The sequence below is a fragment of the Bacteroidota bacterium genome, from assembly GCA_016195025.1.
In the GTDB taxonomy this organism is placed as follows: domain Bacteria; phylum Bacteroidota; class Bacteroidia; order Palsa-948; family Palsa-948; genus Palsa-948.
The window spans coordinates 67,921-88,212 of sequence record JACQAL010000060.1 but is presented as its reverse complement, the minus strand read 5'-3'; the positions used below and the strand labels follow the sequence as shown (position 1 = coordinate 88,212).

Below are 20,292 nucleotides of genomic sequence, written 5' to 3'. Positions count from 1 at the left end.
TTTTACAATGTAAATTTCTTTTTTCGTATGACTGCCTGAATGATTCCAAAAATAATTATAAGTAAAATCGGAACAGAGGTGTTAATTGCCTGCCATTTAAATTTTTCTTCCGAAACTTTTTTTCGGTCCATCATTCTTAATTTTAATTCGCGCGAGCGTACTTCCAGTAATCCCGAATCATCGCAAAGATAGTTAACCGCGTTCAGAATAAAATTTTTGTTTCCATAGATTTGTTGCGAATAAATATCATAGCCGAGCGGGTATGCGCGGTTGGTGGATTGTTGCACAACATTTTTTATGATGTCTCCATTTGCTACTACAATCATTTTTGTGGCAACATTTTTCTCTTTGAATTTTACCTGCGGAATGGAATCAATTCCCGGCAGCGGATGATTTTTATAAAGCGATTGAAATTCTCCTTCCAGCAAAACAGCCACCGGTTTATATGCCTGATTAAAAATTCTCGTATCTGGCTCTTCAAAAATTGTACGAATGTCAATTTTTGCGGGAGTATTTTGAACACTGGTGTATTTCGAAGTGGAAAGCAAAAAAGTTTTTTTTATTCCCGAAACATTCACTGTGTCAATCGTGCTGGCAAATTCTCCTTTCACCAGATTAAGATTGTTTACAATCGGATGATTGTTGCTTTGTGCGAGAAGCGGAAAATAAAACCAGGGCATCAATTTATATTTATTGTTCACCGGAACCGGAATGACTCCGCTGCGCAAATCCATCACCAGATTTGAATTTATCCTGACTCCATAGCGGAAAAGTTGATTGTCGAGGCCGAGAGGAAATTTTATGGCGAAAGTTTCGGGCGCTTTGCGTAAACTATCCATGCTCGCATAAACTCCATCCACCAGCCACAAAACTTTTCCGCCCTGCATGATGTACTGGTCAATGATAAATTTATTTTGCTCCGTAAAAAATGAATCGGGCTTGGCAATGATGATTGCTTTCTGCTGATTTATCTTTTCAATATTTTTTATTTTTCCCTGAAGTTTGATTCGGCTCACAGAATAATAATCGCTCAGCGCTTTTGAAATATCCGCCACATAAACCGAATCGAGTTCTCCGTGCCCTTCGGTGAAAGCGATTTTCGCTTTCATGTCCATCGTGAGTTTTCGAATGGTAGTTGAAATTTCATATTCGAGCGATTGAATGGAATTGCTGAGCTGCATTTCGCTGGGCGTTCCCACCTGCTCTTTGAAAAGTTGAACTGCAAATTCTTTGTTTCCGCTTTTGTAACTCGCAATCGCTCCCGGAAAAATCATTTGCTGAGAAGTTCCCGCTTCCACTTTCTGTTCTATATAAGTTGGTGTTAATCCTTTTTGCATTAATTGCAAAGCAATTTCATTTTGCTTTTTTTTCTCCGGACTTTCATTCGGATTGATAAATTCATATTCAATATTATTGTGCGAATGCACGCGCATTTCATAAAGCATTTCTTTTGTGGAAGTTTTCAAGCGGTCAAATCCCGCAGGCAAATCTCCTTCAAGGTAAATTTTGAAATAGACAATGTCATCGAGTTTGCCGAGCATTTCTTTGGTGGCGGGAGAAAGCGTATAGCGCTTATCGGAAGTCAAGTCAAATCGTAAAAAGAAAAAAGTAGAAATAAAATTTACCAGAAGAATGATAGCTACGCTTAATAGAAGTTGAATTATGTCTTTGCGCTTTTTCATTACCACTTACGACTTTCAAGAACAGTTTTAGTTGAAAGAATAAAAATTCCTGACAAACTCAGAAAATAAATTACATCGCGCAAATCAATTACTCCGCGGCTCATCGAAGCATAATGGTCATTGATGCCGAGCGATAAAATAATGCTTCCGGTTTTTCCGAAGGCAAGCATGCTCACATATTCAAATCCGATAAAACAAAAAAAGCAAAGAAACACCGCGAGAATGAAAGCCACAATTTGATTGTCGGAAAGCGAAGAAGCAAAAATTCCTATGGCAGTGAAAGCTGAAGCAAGAAAAAATAATCCGATGTACGAACCCCATGTTCCGCCAGAATCAATATTACCAACAGGATTTCCGAGTTTGTAAACAGAATAGTAATAAATTAAAGTTGGAAGAAGAGAAAACAAAACAAGCGTAACTCCCGCAAAATATTTTGCGAGTATGATTTGCAAATCGGTTAAAGGTTTTGTAAGAAGAAATTCAATCGTGCCTGATTTTTTTTCATCCGCAAACGAACGCATCGTAATTGCCGGAATTAAAAAAAGAAAAACCCAGGGCGCCAGAGAAAAAAGAGAATCTAATCCGGCATAGCCGTTGTTGAGAAGATTTGAATCGGTGGGAAGAATCCATAGAAATAATCCGACCAGCAAAAGAAAAACGCAGATGGCAATGTAGCCGATGAGGGAACTCAGGAAGGCGCGAATTTCTTTCTTGAAAAGCGTGAACATAATTCTTGCTTGCGAATATAGTAAAGAATGAAAGTTGGCAGTTGGCAGAAGCAGTTGGCAGTTGAATCATTTCGTATTTTTCGTACAGTTTCGTTTTTCGAAGATTTATGAATTTTCTTGCGCACCTTTATCTCTCCGGCAATGATGAACAACTGATGATCGGCAACTTCATTGCTGATTCAGTGAAAGGAAGCGCGTATAATAATTTCCCCGTGGGAATTAAAAAAGGAATTCTCCTTCATCGCGCAATTGATTTTTATTCTGACAATCATCCGGTGTTTTTAAAAAGCGTTGAACGATTGCGTCCTAACTATAGAAAATATGCAGGAGTCATCATAGATATTTTTTACGATCATTATCTGGCGAAGAACTGGAAAAATTATTCCGATAAACCGCTGGAGCAATACGCAAGCGAAGTTCATTCGCTCATGCTGAAAAATATTTTACTGATGCCGGAAAAATCGTTAATGTTTTTGAAATACGCTATTCGCACCAACCGTTTGGTTTCTTATGCGGGTTTAGATGGAATAGGCGAGGTGCTTTATGGGATGAGCAGGCACACAACTTTTAAATCGAACATGGAATTTGCAGTGAAAGATTTGAAAGAACATTATTCTGAATTTGAAAATGAGTTCAAACTATTTTTTGAAGATGCGAGAGTATTTGTTGAAGAATGGAAGAGAAAAAATATCTGAAGTTTTCTACCTTTACCCCAAAATCTCTCCGATGAAAAAGTTTTTACTCTTTACCGCAATTATTTTTTCAAAATTCTCCTATGGAAATTTCATCACCGCCAATCCTTCCAACTACACAAGTTTTCTTTCTTCACTTGTTGCTGGCGACACGCTTTTTCTAACTGCGGGCACTTACACAAATAATCTCACGCTGAATAATCTCACGGGAACTTCTTCTCAGCCCATTGTGATAATGGGAAGCGCGAATCTTTACACAACTATTTTTCAAGGACAATCCTGCTGCAATACGGTGAGCATTACCAAGTGCGGATATGTTGTGATAAAAAATCTTCAACTCGATGGATTGAATCTCGCTGTAGACGCTGTGAAAGGCGAAGGCATTGCCGGAAATTTCGCGCATCACATCACGCTTGAATATCTTAACATCATTAACTACGGAAACAACCAGCAGATTGTGGGCATCAGCACAAAATGTTCTGCATGGGATTGGGTGATTCGGAAAAATAAAATCGTTGGAGCCGGAACAGGAATGTATCTGGGAAATTCAACAGGAGAAGACCCGTTTGTGAATGGGCTGATTGAATACAATCTCATTATGAATACGCTCGGCTACAACATTGAAATAAAACACCAGCTTGATACCGTGCGCGATAATTTTGCCGGAACCTCCGTGAACGGAAAAACAATTCTCCGCTATAATGTTTTCTGCAAAGAGAACAATGCTTCCACAGGAGCGAATGCCCGCCCGAATCTTTTGGTGGGAGGATTTCCGCTCAGCGGCTGGGGCACGAATGATTACTACGAGATTTACGGAAACTTTTTTTACCAGAATCCTACCGAAGCTCTTTTCCAGGGAACGGGAAACATAATGCTCTATGAAAATATTTTTGTGAATCATGTTGACCCTTCCGGCTATCGTGCAGTTTATATTACTCCGCAGAACGGAGTGAGCCCGCAGGATATAAAAATTTTTCATAACACCATGTGGGCGAATAATTCTTCGGGAGGAATCCGGCTTTTCAGTCCAAACACATCTTATCAGCAATATTGTTACGGCAATGCGGTGTTTGCTCCTTCTGCGATTACAAATTTTACAAACACGCTCGACAATGTTACCGATTCATACAGCAATGCTTCCACGTATGTGCTTTCCGCATCCACCAATCTTTCTTCACTTGATTTATATCCTGCATCGGGACAACTCACCGCAACTGCAACTCCGAACAATCTTTTTCAATCAAACACCGACTGGGATATTGATTTCAATGCAGACTTATACAACTGGACTTTTCGCGGAGCATATTCAGGTTGCTGCACGAACAATGGCTGGCAATTGCAATTAGATACAATGCCTACGCATCCGAATACGCTCACTTCTCTTTATGAAAATTCAGAAAATGATTTTGAAGTGAATGTTTTTCCGAATCCTTCTAAAAATATTTTTACCGTCATTGCGAGCGAAACAAAGCAATCTCACATAGAAGTCGAAAATATTATGGGAGAAAAAATATTTACTTCAAATAATTTTCAAATTGATTTAAGTTCTCAACCCTGTGGAATTTATTTTCTGAAAATAAATTCTGAAAATAGAACTGTAGTTAAAAAAATAATTAAAGAATAATTATAGGCGCGTTGTGCGGTGGCGCAGAAGATGGTCTGCTAAAACAAGCGCGCACATCGCTTCCACAATCGGCACCGCGCGCGGAAGAACACAAGGGTCGTGTCTTCCTTTTCCCATCATTTCCACCTCTTCACCTTTTGAGTTCACAGTCATTTGTTTTTTCATTATCGTGGAAACAGGTTTGAATGCAACTCTGAATAAAATATCTTCTCCGTTTGAAATTCCGCCTTGAATTCCTCCGGAGAAATTTGTTTTCGTATGAATATTTTTTTTGTCGGAGTAAAAAATGTCATTGTGTTCCGAACCCTTCATCTTCACTCCTTCAAACCCGCTGCCGATCTCAAAACCTTTCACCGCGTTTATGTTCAGCATGGCTTTTCCCAACTCAGCGTGAAGTTTATCAAACACAGGTTCGCCCAATCCAACCGGAATATTTTGCGCTACGCAGGAAATTATTCCGCCAATGGTATCGCCCTCTTTTCTCACCTGCTCAATTTTTTTGATCATCGTTTCTGCAATCAATTCATCGGGACAGCGTACTGCGTTTGAATCTGTCTTGGATAAATCAAGCGTGTGATAATCTTTCAGAAGTTTTATATCTCCCACCTGAGAAGTGTAAGCAGAAATTTTTATTCCGTGTTTTTGTAAAAGAAGTTTTGCAATCGCTCCGCCTACCACCGATGAAACCGTTGCGCGAGCGGATGCTCTTCCGCCTCCGCGATAATCTCTGATGCCATATTTTTTATCATACGTATAATCGGCATGCGATGGGCGGTACACATCAATGATATGTTCGTAGTCCTTTGATTTCTGGTTTTCGTTTTTGATGATGAAACCAATCGGAGCGCCTGTGGTTTTTCCCTCGTAAATTCCCGAAAGAAATTCCACCTTATCTCCTTCCTTCCGCTGCGTAACAATTTCAGATTGTCCCGGTCTTCTGCGGTCAAGTTCGCTTTGAATAAAATCCAAATCAATTTCCAATCCGGCAGGACAGCCGTCAATTATCCCGCCCAGCGCAGTGCCGTGCGATTCTCCGAAAGTAGTGAGTGAAAATATTTTGCCGATGGTGTTTGACATAATTCGCAAAAATACACAATCCCTTCTATTTATTAACTTCGCTTAATCTCTATGAAAATTCTCATTAAGAACATTAAATTGCTGGCGCAGATTGAAAAAAAAGCCAGACAAAAAATTTCCGGAGTTGAGATGAAAAAACTTTCCTCTCTGGAAAATGCCTGGCTCTCAATTGATGGAGATAAGATTGCAGATTTCGGAGAGATGAAAAATTTTCCCGGCATTTCTGACTGGACAAACCTTACGGTAATTGATGCGACCGATAAATTAGTTTTTCCCTGCTGGTGTGATTCCCATACGCATATTGTGTATGCCGGTTCGCGCGAAAAAGAATTTGTGGACAGAATAAATGGTTTATCCTACGAAGAAATTTTCAAGAGCGGAGGAGGAATTCTGAACTCGGCAAAAAAAGTTCATGAAGCAAGCGAAGAGGAATTAATCCAGTCGGCTTTGAAACGTTTGAATGAAATAATGTTTCTTGGAACAGGTGCGGTGGAAATCAAAAGCGGTTACGGGCTTTCATTTGAATCGGAATTGAAAATGCTGAGAGTGATTAAAAAGCTTAAAGAGCTTTCTCCGCTCACCATCAAAACAACTTTTCTCGGAGCGCATGCGGTTCCTTCGGGATTGACAAAAGAAAAATACATAGATGTAATAATAAATGAAATGCTTCCGCAAATCGCGGAAGAAAAACTAGCGGACTACTGCGATGTGTTCTGCGAAAAAAATTATTTCACAAAAGAAGACACGGTGAAAATTCTTTTTGAAGCAAAAAAATATGGGCTGAAAGGAAAAATTCACGCAGAGCAGCTGAGTCATAGCGGTGGAGTGGAAGCAGGGGTTGAATGCGGAGCAATCTCCGTTGACCATTTGGAGTTTGCAAATGACAATGATATTTCCCTTCTGAAAAATTCCCAAACCATGCCGACTATTCTTCCGGGCGCACAATGGTTTTTACAGTTGCAAAATCCTCCTGCAAGAAAAATAATTGATGCGGACTTGCCTCTTGCCATAGCGAGCGATTATAATCCGGGCTCATCGCCAAGCGGAAATATAAACTTCAATATTTCTCTTGCGTGCGTGCAATATAAACTTACGCCCGAAGAAGCGATTAATGCGGCAACAATTAATTCTGCTTATGCGATGGATTTATCCACAACGCACGGAAGCATCGCCATCGGCAAGCAGGCAAATATTTTTATTACAAAAGAAATTCCGGATTATAATTTTATTCCGTATTCATTCGCAAATAATCTGATTGAAACAGTAATTTTGAAAGGTAAAATTCAAACCCATGAATAAACTCATTGAATGCGTTCCCAACTTTTCCGAGGGAAGAGATTTATCCATCATCAAACAAATCACGGATGAGATTGAAAAAGTGGAAGGAGCAAAACTTTTGAATGTTGACCCGGGCAAAGCAACCAACCGAACCGTTGTGACTTTTGTCGGAACTCCCGATGCTTGTGTGGAAGCATGTTTCAACGCCATCAAAAAAGCAGGCGAACTTATTGATATGAGCAAGCATAAAGGCGAGCATCCGCGCATGGGTGCAACGGATGTTTGCCCGTTCATTCCCATTTTCGGAATCAGTATGGAAGAAACCGCGAAGTATGCGCAGCAACTTGCCGGGCGTGTAGGAAAAGAATTAAAGATTCCTGTTTATCTCTACGAATACGCGCAAAAAAATCCTGCACGGAAAAATCTTTCTATCATTCGCGAAGGTGAGTACGAAGGTTTTTTCAAAAAAATAAAACTTTCTGAATGGAAACCTGATTTCGGTCCGGCTGAATTTGACGCAAAGCGCGGAGCCACTGTGATTGGAGCAAGAGATTTTTTAGTCGCGTATAATGTGAATCTGAATACAACTTCCGTTCGCAGGGCAAACTCGGTTGCGTTTGATGTGCGCGAAGCGGGAAGAAAAGTGGATGGAGTTATTCAGCCGGGTGCGTGCAAAGCCGTGAAAGGCATCGGATGGTTTATTGCCGAATACGGAATTGCGCAGGTGAGCATGAACCTTACAAACATTTCTGTTACTCCCGTTCACATTGCGTTTGAAGAATGCGTGAAGAGCGCGAACAATCGTGGAATGCGCGTGACCGGCTCTGAACTGGTGGGATTAATTCCATTGCAATCATTGCTTAATGCAGGAAAATATTTTCTCAGGAAACAAAATCGCTCTGCCGGGGTTTCGGAAAAAGAACTGATTCGCATGGCGGTGAAATCACTCGGACTGGATGAACTTTCTTCGTTCAAACCTGAAGAACGGATTATTGAATACCAACTCAAAGACAAAAATAAAATGAAACTAACCGGAATGTCTCTCAGCGATTTTGCAGATGAAACCGCGAGCGAAAGCCCTGCGCCCGGTGGCGGAAGCATTTCTGCCTATATTGGCGCGCTCGGAATTTCGCTCGGCACCATGGTGGCGAATCTTTCTTCGCATAAGCAGGGATGGGATGCGCGGGTAAAAGAATTTTCTGATTGGGCGGAGAAAGGTCAGCGCATTAAAGAGGAACTTTTGAAATTAACGGATGAAGACACCCATGCCTTCAACAAAATCATGAGCGCCTTCAGTTTGCCGAAAGCAAGCGCAGAAGAAAAGAAATTAAGAGATAAAGAAATTCAATCCGCAACAAAATATGCAATGGAAGTTCCTTTTAAAGTAATGCAGTTATGTTTTGAATCAATGGAAATTATTGAAGCGATGGCGAAGACCGGAAATCCAAATTCAGTTTCCGATGCGGGTGTTGGCGCGCTTTGCGCAAGAAGCGCGGTGCTGGGCGCTTACCTGAATGTGAAAATTAATGCGAAGGGATTAACCGATAAAAAATTTGCACACAGCATTCTTCAAAAGGGAAAACGCCTTGAAGAAAACGCGAAGAAAGCCGAAGCGAGGATATTCGGGATTGTGAGAAGAAAGATATAATCTGCGCAACGAACAAGAATGAAATTATTTGTCACAGGACTCACCCCTCTTTCCCCTCTCTACGTGTAGAGAGGGGATGAAAGGGGAGAGTTATTTATCGGTGATTATTAATTTCTCCGTTGCATAAATTTTATTCTCTTGCATCAGCCGAACGAAATATAGTCCGCTTGCAAGATTGTCGCGCGAGAAAACAACTGTCCGCCCGTTGATATTTTTTATTTGCGCAACTGTCTGCCCGAAACAGTTGTCCACCGTGAGAGTTGCGTTATGTAAAAGATTGTCTGTATGCAAAACTGTTTGTGTTGAAAAAGGATTAGGGAAACTTTTTATTTGATACTGCTCAAAAGTAGAAGCAATACCTGTAACGCTGCTGCATAATTTAGCAATGTTGGCAGCAGAATTTCCTCCCGCTTTGGTAAATTGTCCGCCTGCAACAAGGCAACTGTCATGCATAATCAATGAAAGAACAAACGGCTGATTTCCAACAACGCCCATGCCGCTATCCGGTTCAGTCCAACTAACTGTATCCCATTTAGCGATGTAACGCGCCTGATTTCCCCCTGCAACAGTAAATGCTCCTCCTGCATATAAATTATTTTTATAAGACAGAAGAGAAAATACCGTGCTGTCAGTTCCAGAGCCCACTGTTGACCATGCGCCTGCTGTTTGTTTTGCAACACGGGTTGCTGTTGTTTTAAATGTTCCTCCCGCGTATAATGTTCCGTTATGAAGGGCAAGGGAATATACACTTTGCATTCCCAGCCCCGCTCCTGCTGTTTCATCTGCCCATGCAGAACCAGTATAACTTGCAATAGCGGCATGAGGATAGGAGGTAGTAATCAAACTGAGATCACCTCCTGCAACAAATAATTTACCATTGATTACCTGCATGGTGAGCACCGAGGTTCCACTAGGATTATAAGGATACCCTGCGCCAAAATTTGTCCATGTCGTTCCATCCCAATTTGCAAATCCGTAAGTCAGCACACCACCAGATGTAGAGAACGAACCTGCAACAACTAATTTATTATTGTAAACACATAGAACATTTACGGCTCCATTGGTGCCGGTAGTAACAGTATTCCATGCAGTGCCTGACCATTGAACAATGTGGCTGTTTGAAGGAAGATTTCCACCCGCATACAATGTTCCGTTGTAAATTGCAAGTGAAGCAACGGAACCAGTGGTTAAAGCCCCTAGATAAGTCCACGATGAGCCGTTCCATTTTGCAACACCTCCTGTTCCTCCAACATACAAAGTATTTGTTGCCGTATCAATAATCATTGTCCTCACAGCAATAGATAAATTATTCGCTCCGAACGGAGCCCATGTTTGTGCATTTGCAATTCCGCAAATTGCAAATAGTCCGATGAGTAGTGATTTTTTCATTGTATTATGTATTGGTTATTGTAAAGATACAAAGTTACTGTCTAACGATGCATGGTCTATTTGTCTGTGATTACAAGTTTGCCTGTGTAGACCTCACCCCCGCCCTCTCCTAAAACAGGAGAGGGGGTTGTCAGCCGAACGAAATACAGTCCGCTTGCGAGATTGCCGCGCTCAATGACGACTGATGACTGATGACTGATGACTAATGACTTTACCTGCTGCCCGAAAGAATTGTAAATGGTGAGAGTTGCGTTGTGTAAAAGATTGTCTGTCTGTAAAGTTGTTTGAGTTGAAAAGGGATTTGGAGAAATGCCAACATTGAGATTAGTTGCTACATGTTCATTAATATTTGTCAGCCAAGAACCATATTCACCGCTCAAATTATATTGAGGGAAGGTGAAGAAGACCACCATCAAGGGATTGGTTGTCCAGAAATAATATAGAATGCTTCCACCTCGGTGATATCCTTTTACTCGGATAACATTGGAATAAGTATTGCCAAGCGGAGTTGTTAATGTGCCATAACCGTCATAGACAACAGAAACCGAATCATTTCCATAGCAACTTTGGTTTGCAATATCAAATACAGAATCAGTATAGTTGAAAGGAAATTTAAGTACAATAAATCCGTTTGAAGATGTTTTGCAAGAATCTTGTACTCCAAAATACTCCCTGCCGAGCACCCCACATTTTGTTGCATTAATAGAATCATAGTTATATCCTGCGTAAATACCGCTGCCAGTAAATCCACCTGTTGAATCAATATATCTGCAACCTGTTGCTGTCGGAAAAGTAGAAGCATAAGGAGTAGAAGAAGGATTCGCAAAAGTATATGTACCTGCCTTCTTCATTGAATTTCCTCCATTAAAATTCCAAACTTGATTTGCCCCCGCTGTTCCATCTCCAAGAGAATCATTTCCTATGTAATAATTTCCTGTAGTTCCGAGCAAAGGATAATTATTTCCATTTGGAATAACAGGTTGCGCGTTTGCAATTCCGCAAAGCATTGTTAAGATGATAACTATTTTTAGTTTCATTGATTTTGGTTTTTACTTTTTGCCGTTGTCAAAGTTAAGAATAGTTTGTCTGATGAGCGCAACTGTAAGAGCCGAGAAAATTATTTGTCGGTGATTACTAATTTGTCTACCGCAATGGTTTTGTTTTCTTCTGTCAGCCGAATGAAATACAGTCCGCTTGCGAGATTGTCTCGGTGAAAAGTAACTGTCTGCCCGTTGATATTTTTTATTTGCGCAACTGTCTGCCCGAAACAGTTGTCCACCGTGAGAGTTGCGTTATGCGAGCGATTGTCTGTTTGCAAAGTTGTCTCTGTGGAAAAGGGATTTGGGAAAATGGAAAGAGTAGGATTTTTAATTTCATTTATTGAAGTGAGAATACCTGGAGAGCAAGTTGTATCTAAAGGCATAAAATAAACAAGACCTAAATTAATATTATCATAGCCATCATATATTACTGCTGAAGTTGAAGTAGAATCTGGAGTACACCAATAATTATTTGAAGCATTAAAGTTGTTTCCAAATGTTACATTGTAATACAAATCATAAGTTGTATTGTTACAAATTTTATTACAGTATATAACATCTCCATCAATATCCAGTCGTATGCCTATATTATTATTTTCAATTTCATTTTTAGTAATTAAATTACCACAGCAACTTGTATTATGTGGATTTCTTAATCCAATATTATTATAGCGTATTTTACAATTAATTATAGTGTCATTCAAATTATATCTTATGCCAGTCGTATTAGAATCAATAATTGAATTTTGAATTTTACTATAGGCAAAATCAACTCCAGTTTGGTTATTGGATATTACACAATGATTCACGAAAATAATTTTGGATATAAAATCAATCGCTATTATGTTATTTCTAAAAATACTTGAATCAACAAACATGTAAGTATAATAAGGTGGACTATATAAAATACATGAATTGTTTTGGGTGAATTGCGAATTCTTAATTGTAATATTTATGTTGGAAGAAGTTACATCACGCCATATTGCTTTATCCGCGTATTTAAAATTGCAATAATTAATTAAAGGGGTGATATCATCATTTAAGAATAGCCCAAGCCAATCACCTGAAGAAGGAGTAGATGAATTGCTTGTAAATGTTATTGAATCTGTACTTGTTCCAACAGCAATAAGTTTCGCCTGCCTTATTTCCAATCTCTGATTCGCTTTAAACTTCACCGTTACGCCCGGCTGTATGGTAAGAGTTACTCCGGGAAAAACCACAACAGTGTCTGTTACAATGTACGGACTGTTTGCTAAAGTCCATGTTGTATTTGTGTAAATGCCTCCGCTTACATTTGTCTGACCGCGCGCAACTGTCAGCGCGAGAACGGCTGTCAAGGCGAGAAGAATTTTTTTCATTGGATTTGAATTGCCGTAAAAGTACGAAGTAACTGTCTAACGTTGATTTTTTTGTATTTGGGTGTTGTTGCTAACTTGTTATATCCGTATCAAAAGTACGCTTATCCCTGCAATCTCTCACGCATAAGCGCTCCGCAGAATGACGGTCCGAACAAAGTTACGGACTCCGTCATTCTGCGGAGAGTCCGTATTCCATCGGACACCTTTTATTACTGTTTCTCTCGCGCAGTTTTGAGCGGCAACCTTGCTTCTTTATTTTTCCCCGCCACACTGAAATTTTCCGCTCCATCCTCATTATGAGGATATACTTTCAAAAGTTTGTTTTTACTTTACAAAAAAAAGATAAGGTAGTATGCAACTGTATGATGTTTTCCGCAAAGAATGGTTTGCAGATATGGACGGAGAAAAAATTTCTAAAGACATGGCGTATAGTGATTGCAAAAGGGACTGGGGTTTTGATTTTCACCGCATGAAAAGCAATGACGGCAATCCGCATGTCAGGTCGTATTTTAAGTTCTGCAATGGCAGCGAGTGCTGCCCCGTTCAAAAAATGATTATCTACCTGAAAGATTTAATTAACCCGCATACACTGGTTGCTTTCATCAATAAACTATATCACCTCAATTATACAATGAACAAATGAATTTTAAAAAACCAAGCGCGCCCGCTTTCATGGAAATTGTTCCTGCTTTAATGAAAACACTTCTCCGAAAGCAGTCCTTCGGACCCGGTTTAATGGGAACGCTTCTCCTATCTCTTACAATGATTCCCGCTCTTGTTAAAATGATTTTAATTAAACCTAAAACGGTTTCCATTTTAATGGCAATGGTTCCCTGTTTACATAAAATGGTTTTACGATTAAGTAAAATGATTGTAAGAGAACATAGCAGCAAAAATATTTCAAATTTAATGATTCCAGGACTTACGCAAAACGGTGTCATTCCGAGCGAAGCGAGGAATCTCCTTTGTGCCAAACATACGAGATTTCTCCCTCTGGTCGAAATGACAATACTCACTAAACTTCTGTCCGATGGAATACGGACTCCGTACAGCCGAAGGCAGTCGGAGCGTAAGTCCTGGATTCAATCAATAATTCAATAACTCAACCACTCACCAATTCAATTTATCATGGCAAAGAAATTAGACAAAAAATTCAAACTCACGGCTAATTTTCAAAACTTAACCGAAGAGGAAAAACTCAAATTAGAATCTGACATGGCAAACGCGCAGGCAAGCAGCGGATTGGTTCCGGGTCTCAACCCAAGTGCCGGCACTGTGCAAAATCAAATAAGGGCAATCAACGACCCCGTCACCGGGCTCATTACCCAGCGCGATGCAGCCATAGCGCTCGAAAAAAACCTAACGCAGCAAATCAATGACGGAATCACTGCTATTCAAAATACCATTATTGACCTGTGGATGCCTCAAACGCAGGCAGCCATTTCCGGCAACACAGCCACCCGCGCTGCAAATGCAAAAACACTCAAGTTCGGAATCAAAGGGCAGGACACCGGTCATGTGAGCGCTGCCACTGCGCGCACCCATGCCGCCAACACCGAAAGCCACCCCGTTATTGAATTCATAGACAAAAATGTGCACAACCAGCACACGCTTGTTATTCACGACAGCCATCAGAAAAAATTCAAACTCCGCCCCGATGTGCTGCGCATAGATGTATACGGAGTTACTTCTGACACTACGCCTGCCGACCTTGCCGCTTTAATAAAAATGGGAGGCGGCTACTTAGGGCAAGCCGGAAAAAGAGGAAAGTTTGTGCACGAATACACAACCGACCCCGCCATGAAACAAACCGAGCAATACATTGCCGTTTACATCAGCAAAGCCACAAAAAAACCCATTGCCGAAAGCCCTGCCGAAAGCGCCTTTATGGGATGAAGAAAATAATTCAGTGCGGGCGCGTTTCCGGAAAGAGAAAATATACGCAAAGAGCAGACAGGCAGCCAAACTGAAACACTGCCTCAATTTACCTTTCACCGCCACGCGGTTTTTTCTTTGCTATCTTTACTTCCGAAAACCCGTTTATGAGTCGCCTTTTAGATAATCCGAATTTCCGCAGAATCATTTTTTTCTTTCCCTTCCAGTTGGTTTTTCTGCATGTTAAAAAAAACCTGCTGCTGCTTTCCATCTGGGGTTTGCTTTTTGGTTTTGTTACGCAATCGCTTGCCGCGCGTTACGGGGTTCCGTATCTTTTTTTAAATCCCGAATACCTCGATGCGGTCAATCCGCTTTCTTATTTCATCATCGGTTTTGCCTGCGGTGGGTTTGTGATGGCGTTTAACATTGCAAGTTATATTCTCAACAGTTATCGTTTTCCTTTTCTTGCCACGCTCTCGAATCCGTTTACAAAATACTGCATCAATAATTTCATCATTCCCTGCTCGTTTGTGCTCGTGTATGTCATCAATATAATTTCATTTCTAAGCAGCGAGCAGATTTATTCTTCCTCCGAAATTTTTTCCATGGTGCTTGGGTTTCTTCTCGGCTTCGTTGTTTTTGTTTTCTTAGGGCTGTTTTATTTTTTTCAAACCAACAAAGACATTCACCGCATGTTTGGCGTCAAGCCGCCTTCGGAAGAAAAAACCATGCGCCTCCTTCAGCAGCAGCAGCGCAAAGGCGATTCGTGGAAAAACATATATCTCATCAAAGAATCGCGCGATTGGTATGTGGAAACCTATCTGGCGCATCCGTTCAAAATCCGTTTGGTGCGCGCAGTGCGCCATTACAAGAGAGAAATGCTGCGCAATGTTTTTTCGCAGAACCACCGCAACGCGGCAATTTTTTCGTTCGTCACCATTCTGAGTTTGTTCGTGCTCGGCTTTTTCCGCGAAGTGCACGCGCTCATGATTCCTGCCGGTGCAAGCATTTTTCTTCTGCTCACCATGTTCATCATGCTTCCCGTTCCGCTTTATTCCGTTTTCAAAGGATGGGCGCCCGTGGTGCTCCTTGTTTCCATAGTGGCGCTGAATTTTTTATACCGCATGGATTTTTTCAACAACATCAACAAAGTGTACGGAATGAATTACGGGGTGAAACCTTCTTCCTACGATAACAAAACACTGAATGATTTCGCTTCTGAAAAAGACACTGCCGATGCCGATTTCAAAGCCATGCTCGAAATTCTGAACAAGTGGCGTTTGAAAAATCTGAAAACAACCCTTGAGAAAAATGAAAAACCCAAGTTTGTAATTGTGTGCACCAGCGGTGGCGGCTTGCGCTCTTCGCTCTGGACTTTTCAGGCGCTGCAATATGCCGATAGTTTGCTCAAGGGAGAATTGCTGAAGCACACCGCCCTCATCACCGGTTCATCGGGCGGAATGATTGGCGCGGCTTACCTGCGCGAATTGTACTGGCAAAATCAGGCGGGGAAAGTAAAAGATTTATACCGCCCCTCTTACCGCACCAATATTTCAAAAGACATTCTGAACGCGGTTGCCTTCAGCATTGGAACCAGCGATTGGTTTGTTTCCATGCAAAGCGTGAAGTACGGAAAAAATAAATACAACAAAGACCGCGGCTATATTTTTGAAAGGCGGCTCGATGAAAATCTCGGGAATGTTTTTTCTAACCGCAGGTTGAATGATTATAAACCGGCAGAAGCGGAAGCAAAAATCCCCATGATGATTTTTTCCCCCACCATGGTGAATGACGGAAGAAAACTTGTTATCTCTTCACAGCCCGTTTCGTTTCTCATTCAAACTTCAAAATCGGATAAACTGAATCATGTTCCGCTGAACGATGCCATTGAGTTCTCCCGCTTTTTCAGAAAACAAAATTCCGACAGCATTCTTTTCACCAGCGTGCTGCGCATGAGTTCCACGTTTCCCTATATCACTCCCATTGTTTCTCTGCCCAGCAAACCCGCCATTGAAATTATGGATTCAGGCATGCGCGATAATTACGGAATTGAAGTGGCGCTGAAATTTTTATACGTGTTCCGCAACTGGATTGCCACCAACACCAGCGGTGTGGTGATTATTCAGATTCGCGACCGCCATAAAGAATTTCAGATTGAAGAAAATCCTCCGCCCACCATGCTCACCGCGCTCACGCGCCCGCTCGGAAGTTTTTACGGAAATCTTTTTACCATGCAGGACCTGTCGCAAAACCAGCAGGTGGAATTTATTTCTTCCTGGTTCGATGGAAAAACAGACGTGCTCGATTTTCAGTTGCAGAATGAAATCCCCGATAAAATTTCTCTCTCGTGGCATCTCACCAACCACGAAAAAAATAAAGTGCTGAACTCGATTAACCTTCCCGAAAACCGCAAATCCATAGAGCGGCTGCGGGAATTGTTCGAGTAAACTCTGTTGAGATTTATTTAGAAATCATAATCTTCTCTACCGCTGTTCCCTCTGCAGTTTTTATCTGACTTAAAATTTAAACTTCAAAGGATTTTGTCTCGCATCAATGTAGGAGACCAAACAACAGGAATCATCTCCTGCGCAGTTTGTTCATCACGGTTTGGTGAGCAATTCGTTTGCCTTTGTCAAGCTCGTTAATGGAAGCGTCAATCTCTGCCTGCTGGGCTTTGGTGAGTTCATCCCAGCGGTCGGCTCCGTATTCGAGCAGGCGCTCCACTTTTTTCAAAAGAATTTTATCTTCAAGGTGAAGAAGCCATTCTATCATGTTCATTTTTTTTTCAAGCGTAGTCATAGGTCAGAAATAATTATATTGCAAAGATAAAAAACTAAAACATTCATTCCTTCACAATCTTCTTCACTTGATAATATTCGCATCATTCGCATGTCATTCGTATATTTGAATCGCGCATGACTATTCACCAAATCCTTCTGAAGCATTGGGGCTATTCGCATTTTCGCCCGCTGCAGGAAGACATCATCCATTCCATTCTCGCAGGAAACGATACGCTCGCGCTCATGCCCACAGGCGGAGGAAAATCAATTTGCTTTCAGGTGCCCGCGCTTGCCAGAGAAGGAATCTGCATTGTAATTTCTCCGCTCATTGCGCTCATGAAAGACCAGGTGGAAAATCTCAAAGCGAAAGGAATAAAAGCCATTGCAATTACTTCGGGAATGAGACGCGAGGAAATTGACATTGCATTTGACAATTGCGTGTATGGCGGTTATAAATTTCTTTACTGCTCTCCCGAACGGTTGGAAACTGACATTGCGAAACTGAGAATTCAGAAAATGAAAGTGAACCTGATTGCAGTGGATGAATCGCATTGCATTTCGCAGTGGGGTTATGATTTCCGCCCGAGTTATTTAAAGATTGCCGAACTGCGTGAACTTCATCCGAAAGTTCCGGTTCTTGCGCTCACCGCCACTGCCACGCCCGAAGTTGCAAAAGACATTCAGCAAAAACTTTTATTCAAAAAAGAAAATCTTCTGAAAAAAAGTTTTGAGCGGAAAAATCTTGCTTATGTGGTGGTGAAAGAAGAAGACAAGATGAACCGTCTTCTGAAAATTGCAACTAAAATTTCGGGAACAGGAATTGTGTATGTGCGCAACCGGAAAAAAACCCAGGAGATTGCCGGTTTTCTCCTGAGAAATAAAATTGCTTCTGATTTTTATCACGCAGGTCTTGATTCGCAAATGCGCGATGCAAAACAGGAGGCATGGATTACAAACAAAACAAGAGTTATTGTCTGCACCAACGCTTTCGGAATGGGAATTGACAAGCCCGATGTGCGCTTTGTGGTTCACATGGATTTGCCCGATTGCCTCGAATCCTATTTCCAGGAGGCAGGAAGGGGAGGAAGGGATGAAAAAAAATCTTTTGCAATTCTTCTTCACAACGATTCCGATAAAATTGAGATGAAGCATAATTTTGAAACCAGTTTCCCTCCGCTCGGTGAAATAAAAAAAACGTATCAGGCGCTTGCAAATTATTTTCAACTCCCGGTTGGAGCGGGGCAAGGCGCCACCTTTGAATTTGACATCAGCGATTTTTGTTCGCGCTATAATCTGAATCACCTCATCGCTTTCAACTGCCTGAAATTTTTAGAGAAGGAAGGATATATTGTTTTATCGGATGGATTTCATCAGCCATCGCGCATTCATTTTCTTATTAATAAGGAAGGATTGTATAAATTCCAGGTGGAACAAGTGCAGTACGATGAGTTCATCAAATTGCTGCTTCGTTCTTATTCCGGGTTGTTCGATGGCTTTGTAAAAATTTCTGAAAATGAAATTGCAAAACGATTTGAAAAATCAATGGAGCAAACAAAAAAGTTTCTGGATGAACTTCGGAAAAAAGAAATCATTTCCTACATTCCGCAAACAGAAATGCCGCAACTTACCTTTCTTACCGAAAGAATTGACGCGAAAGAAATTCATATCTCGCAGGAAACTCTGCAAAAGCGAAAAGAAAAAGCGAAAGAACGAATGGAGGGAATGCTTCACTACACAGAATCAAAAACAAAATGCCGCAGCCAGATGCTGCTCGGTTATTTTGGAGAAACGGATTCGTACCGCTGCGGGGTTTGTGATTTCTGCCTGGAAAGAAATAAACTTGAACTGAGCAATCTGGAATTTGAAACCGTGACAGAACAGGTGAAAAAACTTCTTGAAGAAAAATCTCTTCCGCTGAATGCGCTGGTCAACTCGGTAAAAAATTCACAGGAAGATAAAACCATTAAAGTGGTTCAATGGCTGATTGACAATGAAAAATTAATTTATGATGATTCGAGTAATTTAATGTGGCATAAATGAAATTGCAAAGAGATTTTTATACAAGAAAAGATGTGGTACAGATTGCGAAAGAACTTTTGGGAAAAGTTTTGTTCACAAAAGTGAATGGAAAACTCACTGCAGGAATCATTACTGAAACCGAAGCATACGCAGGCATCACCGACCGCGCTTCGCATGCATTTGGCGGAAGAAGAACGGAGCGAACCGAAATCATGTATTCCATTGGCGGCACATCGTATGTTTATTTCTGCTATGGAATGCATCACCTTTTTAATGTGGTAACGAATCAAAAAAATATTCCGCATGCTGTTCTGATTCGTGCAATAAAACCTTATGAAGGAATTCCGCTCATATTGAAAAGAAGAAACAAGAAAAAAGCGGATGAAAAAATTTGCAACGGTCCGGGAACAGTTTCGCAGGCATTGGGAATAAAAACTTTTCACACAGGAGAAACCTTGCTTGGAAAAAAAATCTGGATTGAGGAAAGAGGAAATAAAATTTCTGATATAACAAAAAACCCCCGCATAGGAGTTAACTATGCAGGGGCTGATGCGTTATTGCCTTATAGGTTTGTTGCGAAACTTTAGAAACCGGTCTTATCGCTTCTGCGGTGCTCAATCAATAATCCTGCGCACATTCCTTCCTGCCCTTTCACCATGTCTTTTTTCTTTTCATTTTCTCCGGGAAGGACAACCTGTATGTTTACAGCGCGGGTGTTTTCATTCGTGATTTGGATTTCCTGCGTGTTGTTATCTGCGGTGTTGTCATATAAAACTTCTCCGGTCTTTGCGTCTTTAATAGTAAAGTTTGCCGGTGTTTGTTCTTCGGTGCAAACCGAAACATGATAATCCATTCCCTTATAAAAGACACACTTTATAGTAGATTGCTGTCCTTTGGCAAACAACCCGCTTCGCGATTGGCCATTATAAGAAAAACCATCATCGGGCGAACGCATGCAGGATTTTCTGTGAAAGTCCTGGCAGGGATTTGCGGCAGCAACTTTTGGAACGCCTCCGTAACGCTGCGCCATTAATGTGAATGCTGATAATCCGAATATCAGCGTGAATGAAATTGCAAGTAACTTCTTCATGGTATTTTTTTT

The 20,292-nt window shown here is 41.1% G+C and carries 18 protein-coding genes; 10 read left to right on the top strand and 8 right to left on the bottom strand.

Features of this window, described 5'->3' with window-relative positions; genetic code table 11:
- Positions 1-2 precede the first annotated feature (2 nt).
- Together gldG and gldF are read right to left on the bottom strand one after the other, a co-directional pair.
- The gene (gene gldG, locus HY063_12265; GenBank protein ID MBI3502556.1) at positions 3-1,682 is read right to left on the bottom strand and encodes a gliding motility-associated ABC transporter substrate-binding protein GldG; all 1,680 of its coding nucleotides are present in this window, start codon (positions 1,680-1,682) and stop codon (positions 3-5) included.
- Positions 1,682-2,410: a gliding motility-associated ABC transporter permease subunit GldF gene (gldF, locus tag HY063_12260; GenBank protein ID MBI3502555.1), complete on the bottom strand. Its 729-nt coding sequence runs from the start codon at positions 2,408-2,410 to the stop codon at positions 1,682-1,684. The genes gldG and gldF overlap by 1 nt, the downstream gene beginning before the upstream one ends.
- Positions 2,411-2,517: 107 nt before the next feature.
- On the opposite strand from gldF, the gene HY063_12255 reads away from it, so the two are divergent.
- Positions 2,518-3,105: a DUF479 domain-containing protein gene (locus HY063_12255; GenBank protein MBI3502554.1), complete on the top strand. Its 588-nt coding sequence runs from the start codon at positions 2,518-2,520 to the stop codon at positions 3,103-3,105.
- Between the two features lie 31 nt (positions 3,106-3,136).
- Positions 3,137-4,726 (top strand): T9SS type A sorting domain-containing protein, encoded by a 1,590-nt coding sequence (locus HY063_12250; protein ID MBI3502553.1) that lies wholly within the window; start codon positions 3,137-3,139, stop codon positions 4,724-4,726.
- On the opposite strand, the gene aroC is transcribed toward HY063_12250, so the two are convergent.
- Positions 4,727-5,803, bottom strand: a complete 1,077-nt coding sequence (gene aroC / locus HY063_12245) for a chorismate synthase (protein ID MBI3502552.1) — start codon at positions 5,801-5,803, stop codon at positions 4,727-4,729.
- A 51-nt stretch (positions 5,804-5,854) separates the two neighbouring features.
- On the opposite strand from aroC, the gene HY063_12240 reads away from it, so the two are divergent.
- Together HY063_12240 and ftcD are read left to right on the top strand one after the other, a co-directional pair.
- Complete coding sequence (locus HY063_12240; GenBank protein MBI3502551.1) at positions 5,855-7,102, top strand: imidazolonepropionase; 1,248 nt, start codon at positions 5,855-5,857, stop codon at positions 7,100-7,102.
- A complete protein-coding gene (gene ftcD / locus HY063_12235; protein MBI3502550.1) occupies positions 7,095-8,729 on the top strand; it encodes a glutamate formimidoyltransferase in 1,635 nt (544 codons plus the stop codon). The genes HY063_12240 and ftcD overlap by 8 nt, the downstream gene beginning before the upstream one ends.
- 90 nt (positions 8,730-8,819) lie before the next feature.
- On the opposite strand, the gene HY063_12230 is transcribed toward ftcD, so the two are convergent.
- From HY063_12230 to HY063_12220, 3 genes are all read right to left on the bottom strand, one after another.
- Positions 8,820-10,118 (bottom strand): T9SS type A sorting domain-containing protein, encoded by a 1,299-nt coding sequence (locus HY063_12230; protein MBI3502549.1) that lies wholly within the window; start codon positions 10,116-10,118, stop codon positions 8,820-8,822.
- A gap of 56 nt (positions 10,119-10,174) precedes the next feature.
- Entirely contained in the window at positions 10,175-11,155 is a 981-nt protein-coding gene (locus tag HY063_12225; protein ID MBI3502548.1) for a T9SS type A sorting domain-containing protein, read from the bottom strand.
- A gap of 80 nt (positions 11,156-11,235) precedes the next feature.
- Positions 11,236-12,516 carry a T9SS type A sorting domain-containing protein gene (locus HY063_12220; protein MBI3502547.1) on the bottom strand — a complete coding sequence of 427 codons (1,281 nt, stop codon included), beginning with the start codon at positions 12,514-12,516 and terminating at the stop codon, positions 11,236-11,238.
- Positions 12,517-12,868: 352 nt separating this feature from the next.
- Between HY063_12220 and HY063_12215 the strand changes: the two genes are divergently transcribed.
- The 4 genes from HY063_12215 (at position 12,869) to HY063_12200 (ending at position 16,838) form a co-directional block, all read left to right on the top strand.
- Entirely contained in the window at positions 12,869-13,159 is a 291-nt protein-coding gene (locus HY063_12215) for a hypothetical protein (GenBank protein ID MBI3502546.1), read from the top strand.
- Positions 13,156-13,617 (top strand): hypothetical protein, encoded by a 462-nt coding sequence (locus HY063_12210; GenBank protein MBI3502545.1) that lies wholly within the window; start codon positions 13,156-13,158, stop codon positions 13,615-13,617. The genes HY063_12215 and HY063_12210 overlap by 4 nt, the downstream gene beginning before the upstream one ends.
- A 27-nt stretch (positions 13,618-13,644) precedes the next feature.
- Positions 13,645-14,412 (top strand): hypothetical protein, encoded by a 768-nt coding sequence (locus tag HY063_12205; protein ID MBI3502544.1) that lies wholly within the window; start codon positions 13,645-13,647, stop codon positions 14,410-14,412.
- Positions 14,413-14,558: 146 nt separating this feature from the next.
- Complete coding sequence (locus HY063_12200; protein ID MBI3502543.1) at positions 14,559-16,838, top strand: patatin-like phospholipase family protein; 2,280 nt, start codon at positions 14,559-14,561, stop codon at positions 16,836-16,838.
- A 130-nt stretch (positions 16,839-16,968) separates the two neighbouring features.
- Here the strand turns inward: HY063_12200 and HY063_12195 are convergent, their stop codons facing one another.
- Entirely contained in the window at positions 16,969-17,190 is a 222-nt protein-coding gene (locus HY063_12195; protein ID MBI3502542.1) for a hypothetical protein, read from the bottom strand.
- A gap of 116 nt (positions 17,191-17,306) precedes the next feature.
- Between HY063_12195 and HY063_12190 the strand changes: the two genes are divergently transcribed.
- Positions 17,307-19,211: a RecQ family ATP-dependent DNA helicase gene (locus HY063_12190; GenBank protein MBI3502541.1), complete on the top strand. Its 1,905-nt coding sequence runs from the start codon at positions 17,307-17,309 to the stop codon at positions 19,209-19,211.
- Complete coding sequence (locus HY063_12185; GenBank protein ID MBI3502540.1) at positions 19,208-19,777, top strand: DNA-3-methyladenine glycosylase; 570 nt, start codon at positions 19,208-19,210, stop codon at positions 19,775-19,777. The genes HY063_12190 and HY063_12185 overlap by 4 nt, the downstream gene beginning before the upstream one ends.
- On the opposite strand, the gene HY063_12180 is transcribed toward HY063_12185, so the two are convergent.
- On the bottom strand, positions 19,774-20,280 hold the full coding sequence (locus HY063_12180; protein MBI3502539.1) for a hypothetical protein: 507 nt from the start codon (positions 20,278-20,280) through the stop codon (positions 19,774-19,776). The two genes, HY063_12185 and HY063_12180, sit on opposite strands and share 4 nt — an antisense overlap.
- Positions 20,281-20,292: the final 12 nt, after the last annotated feature.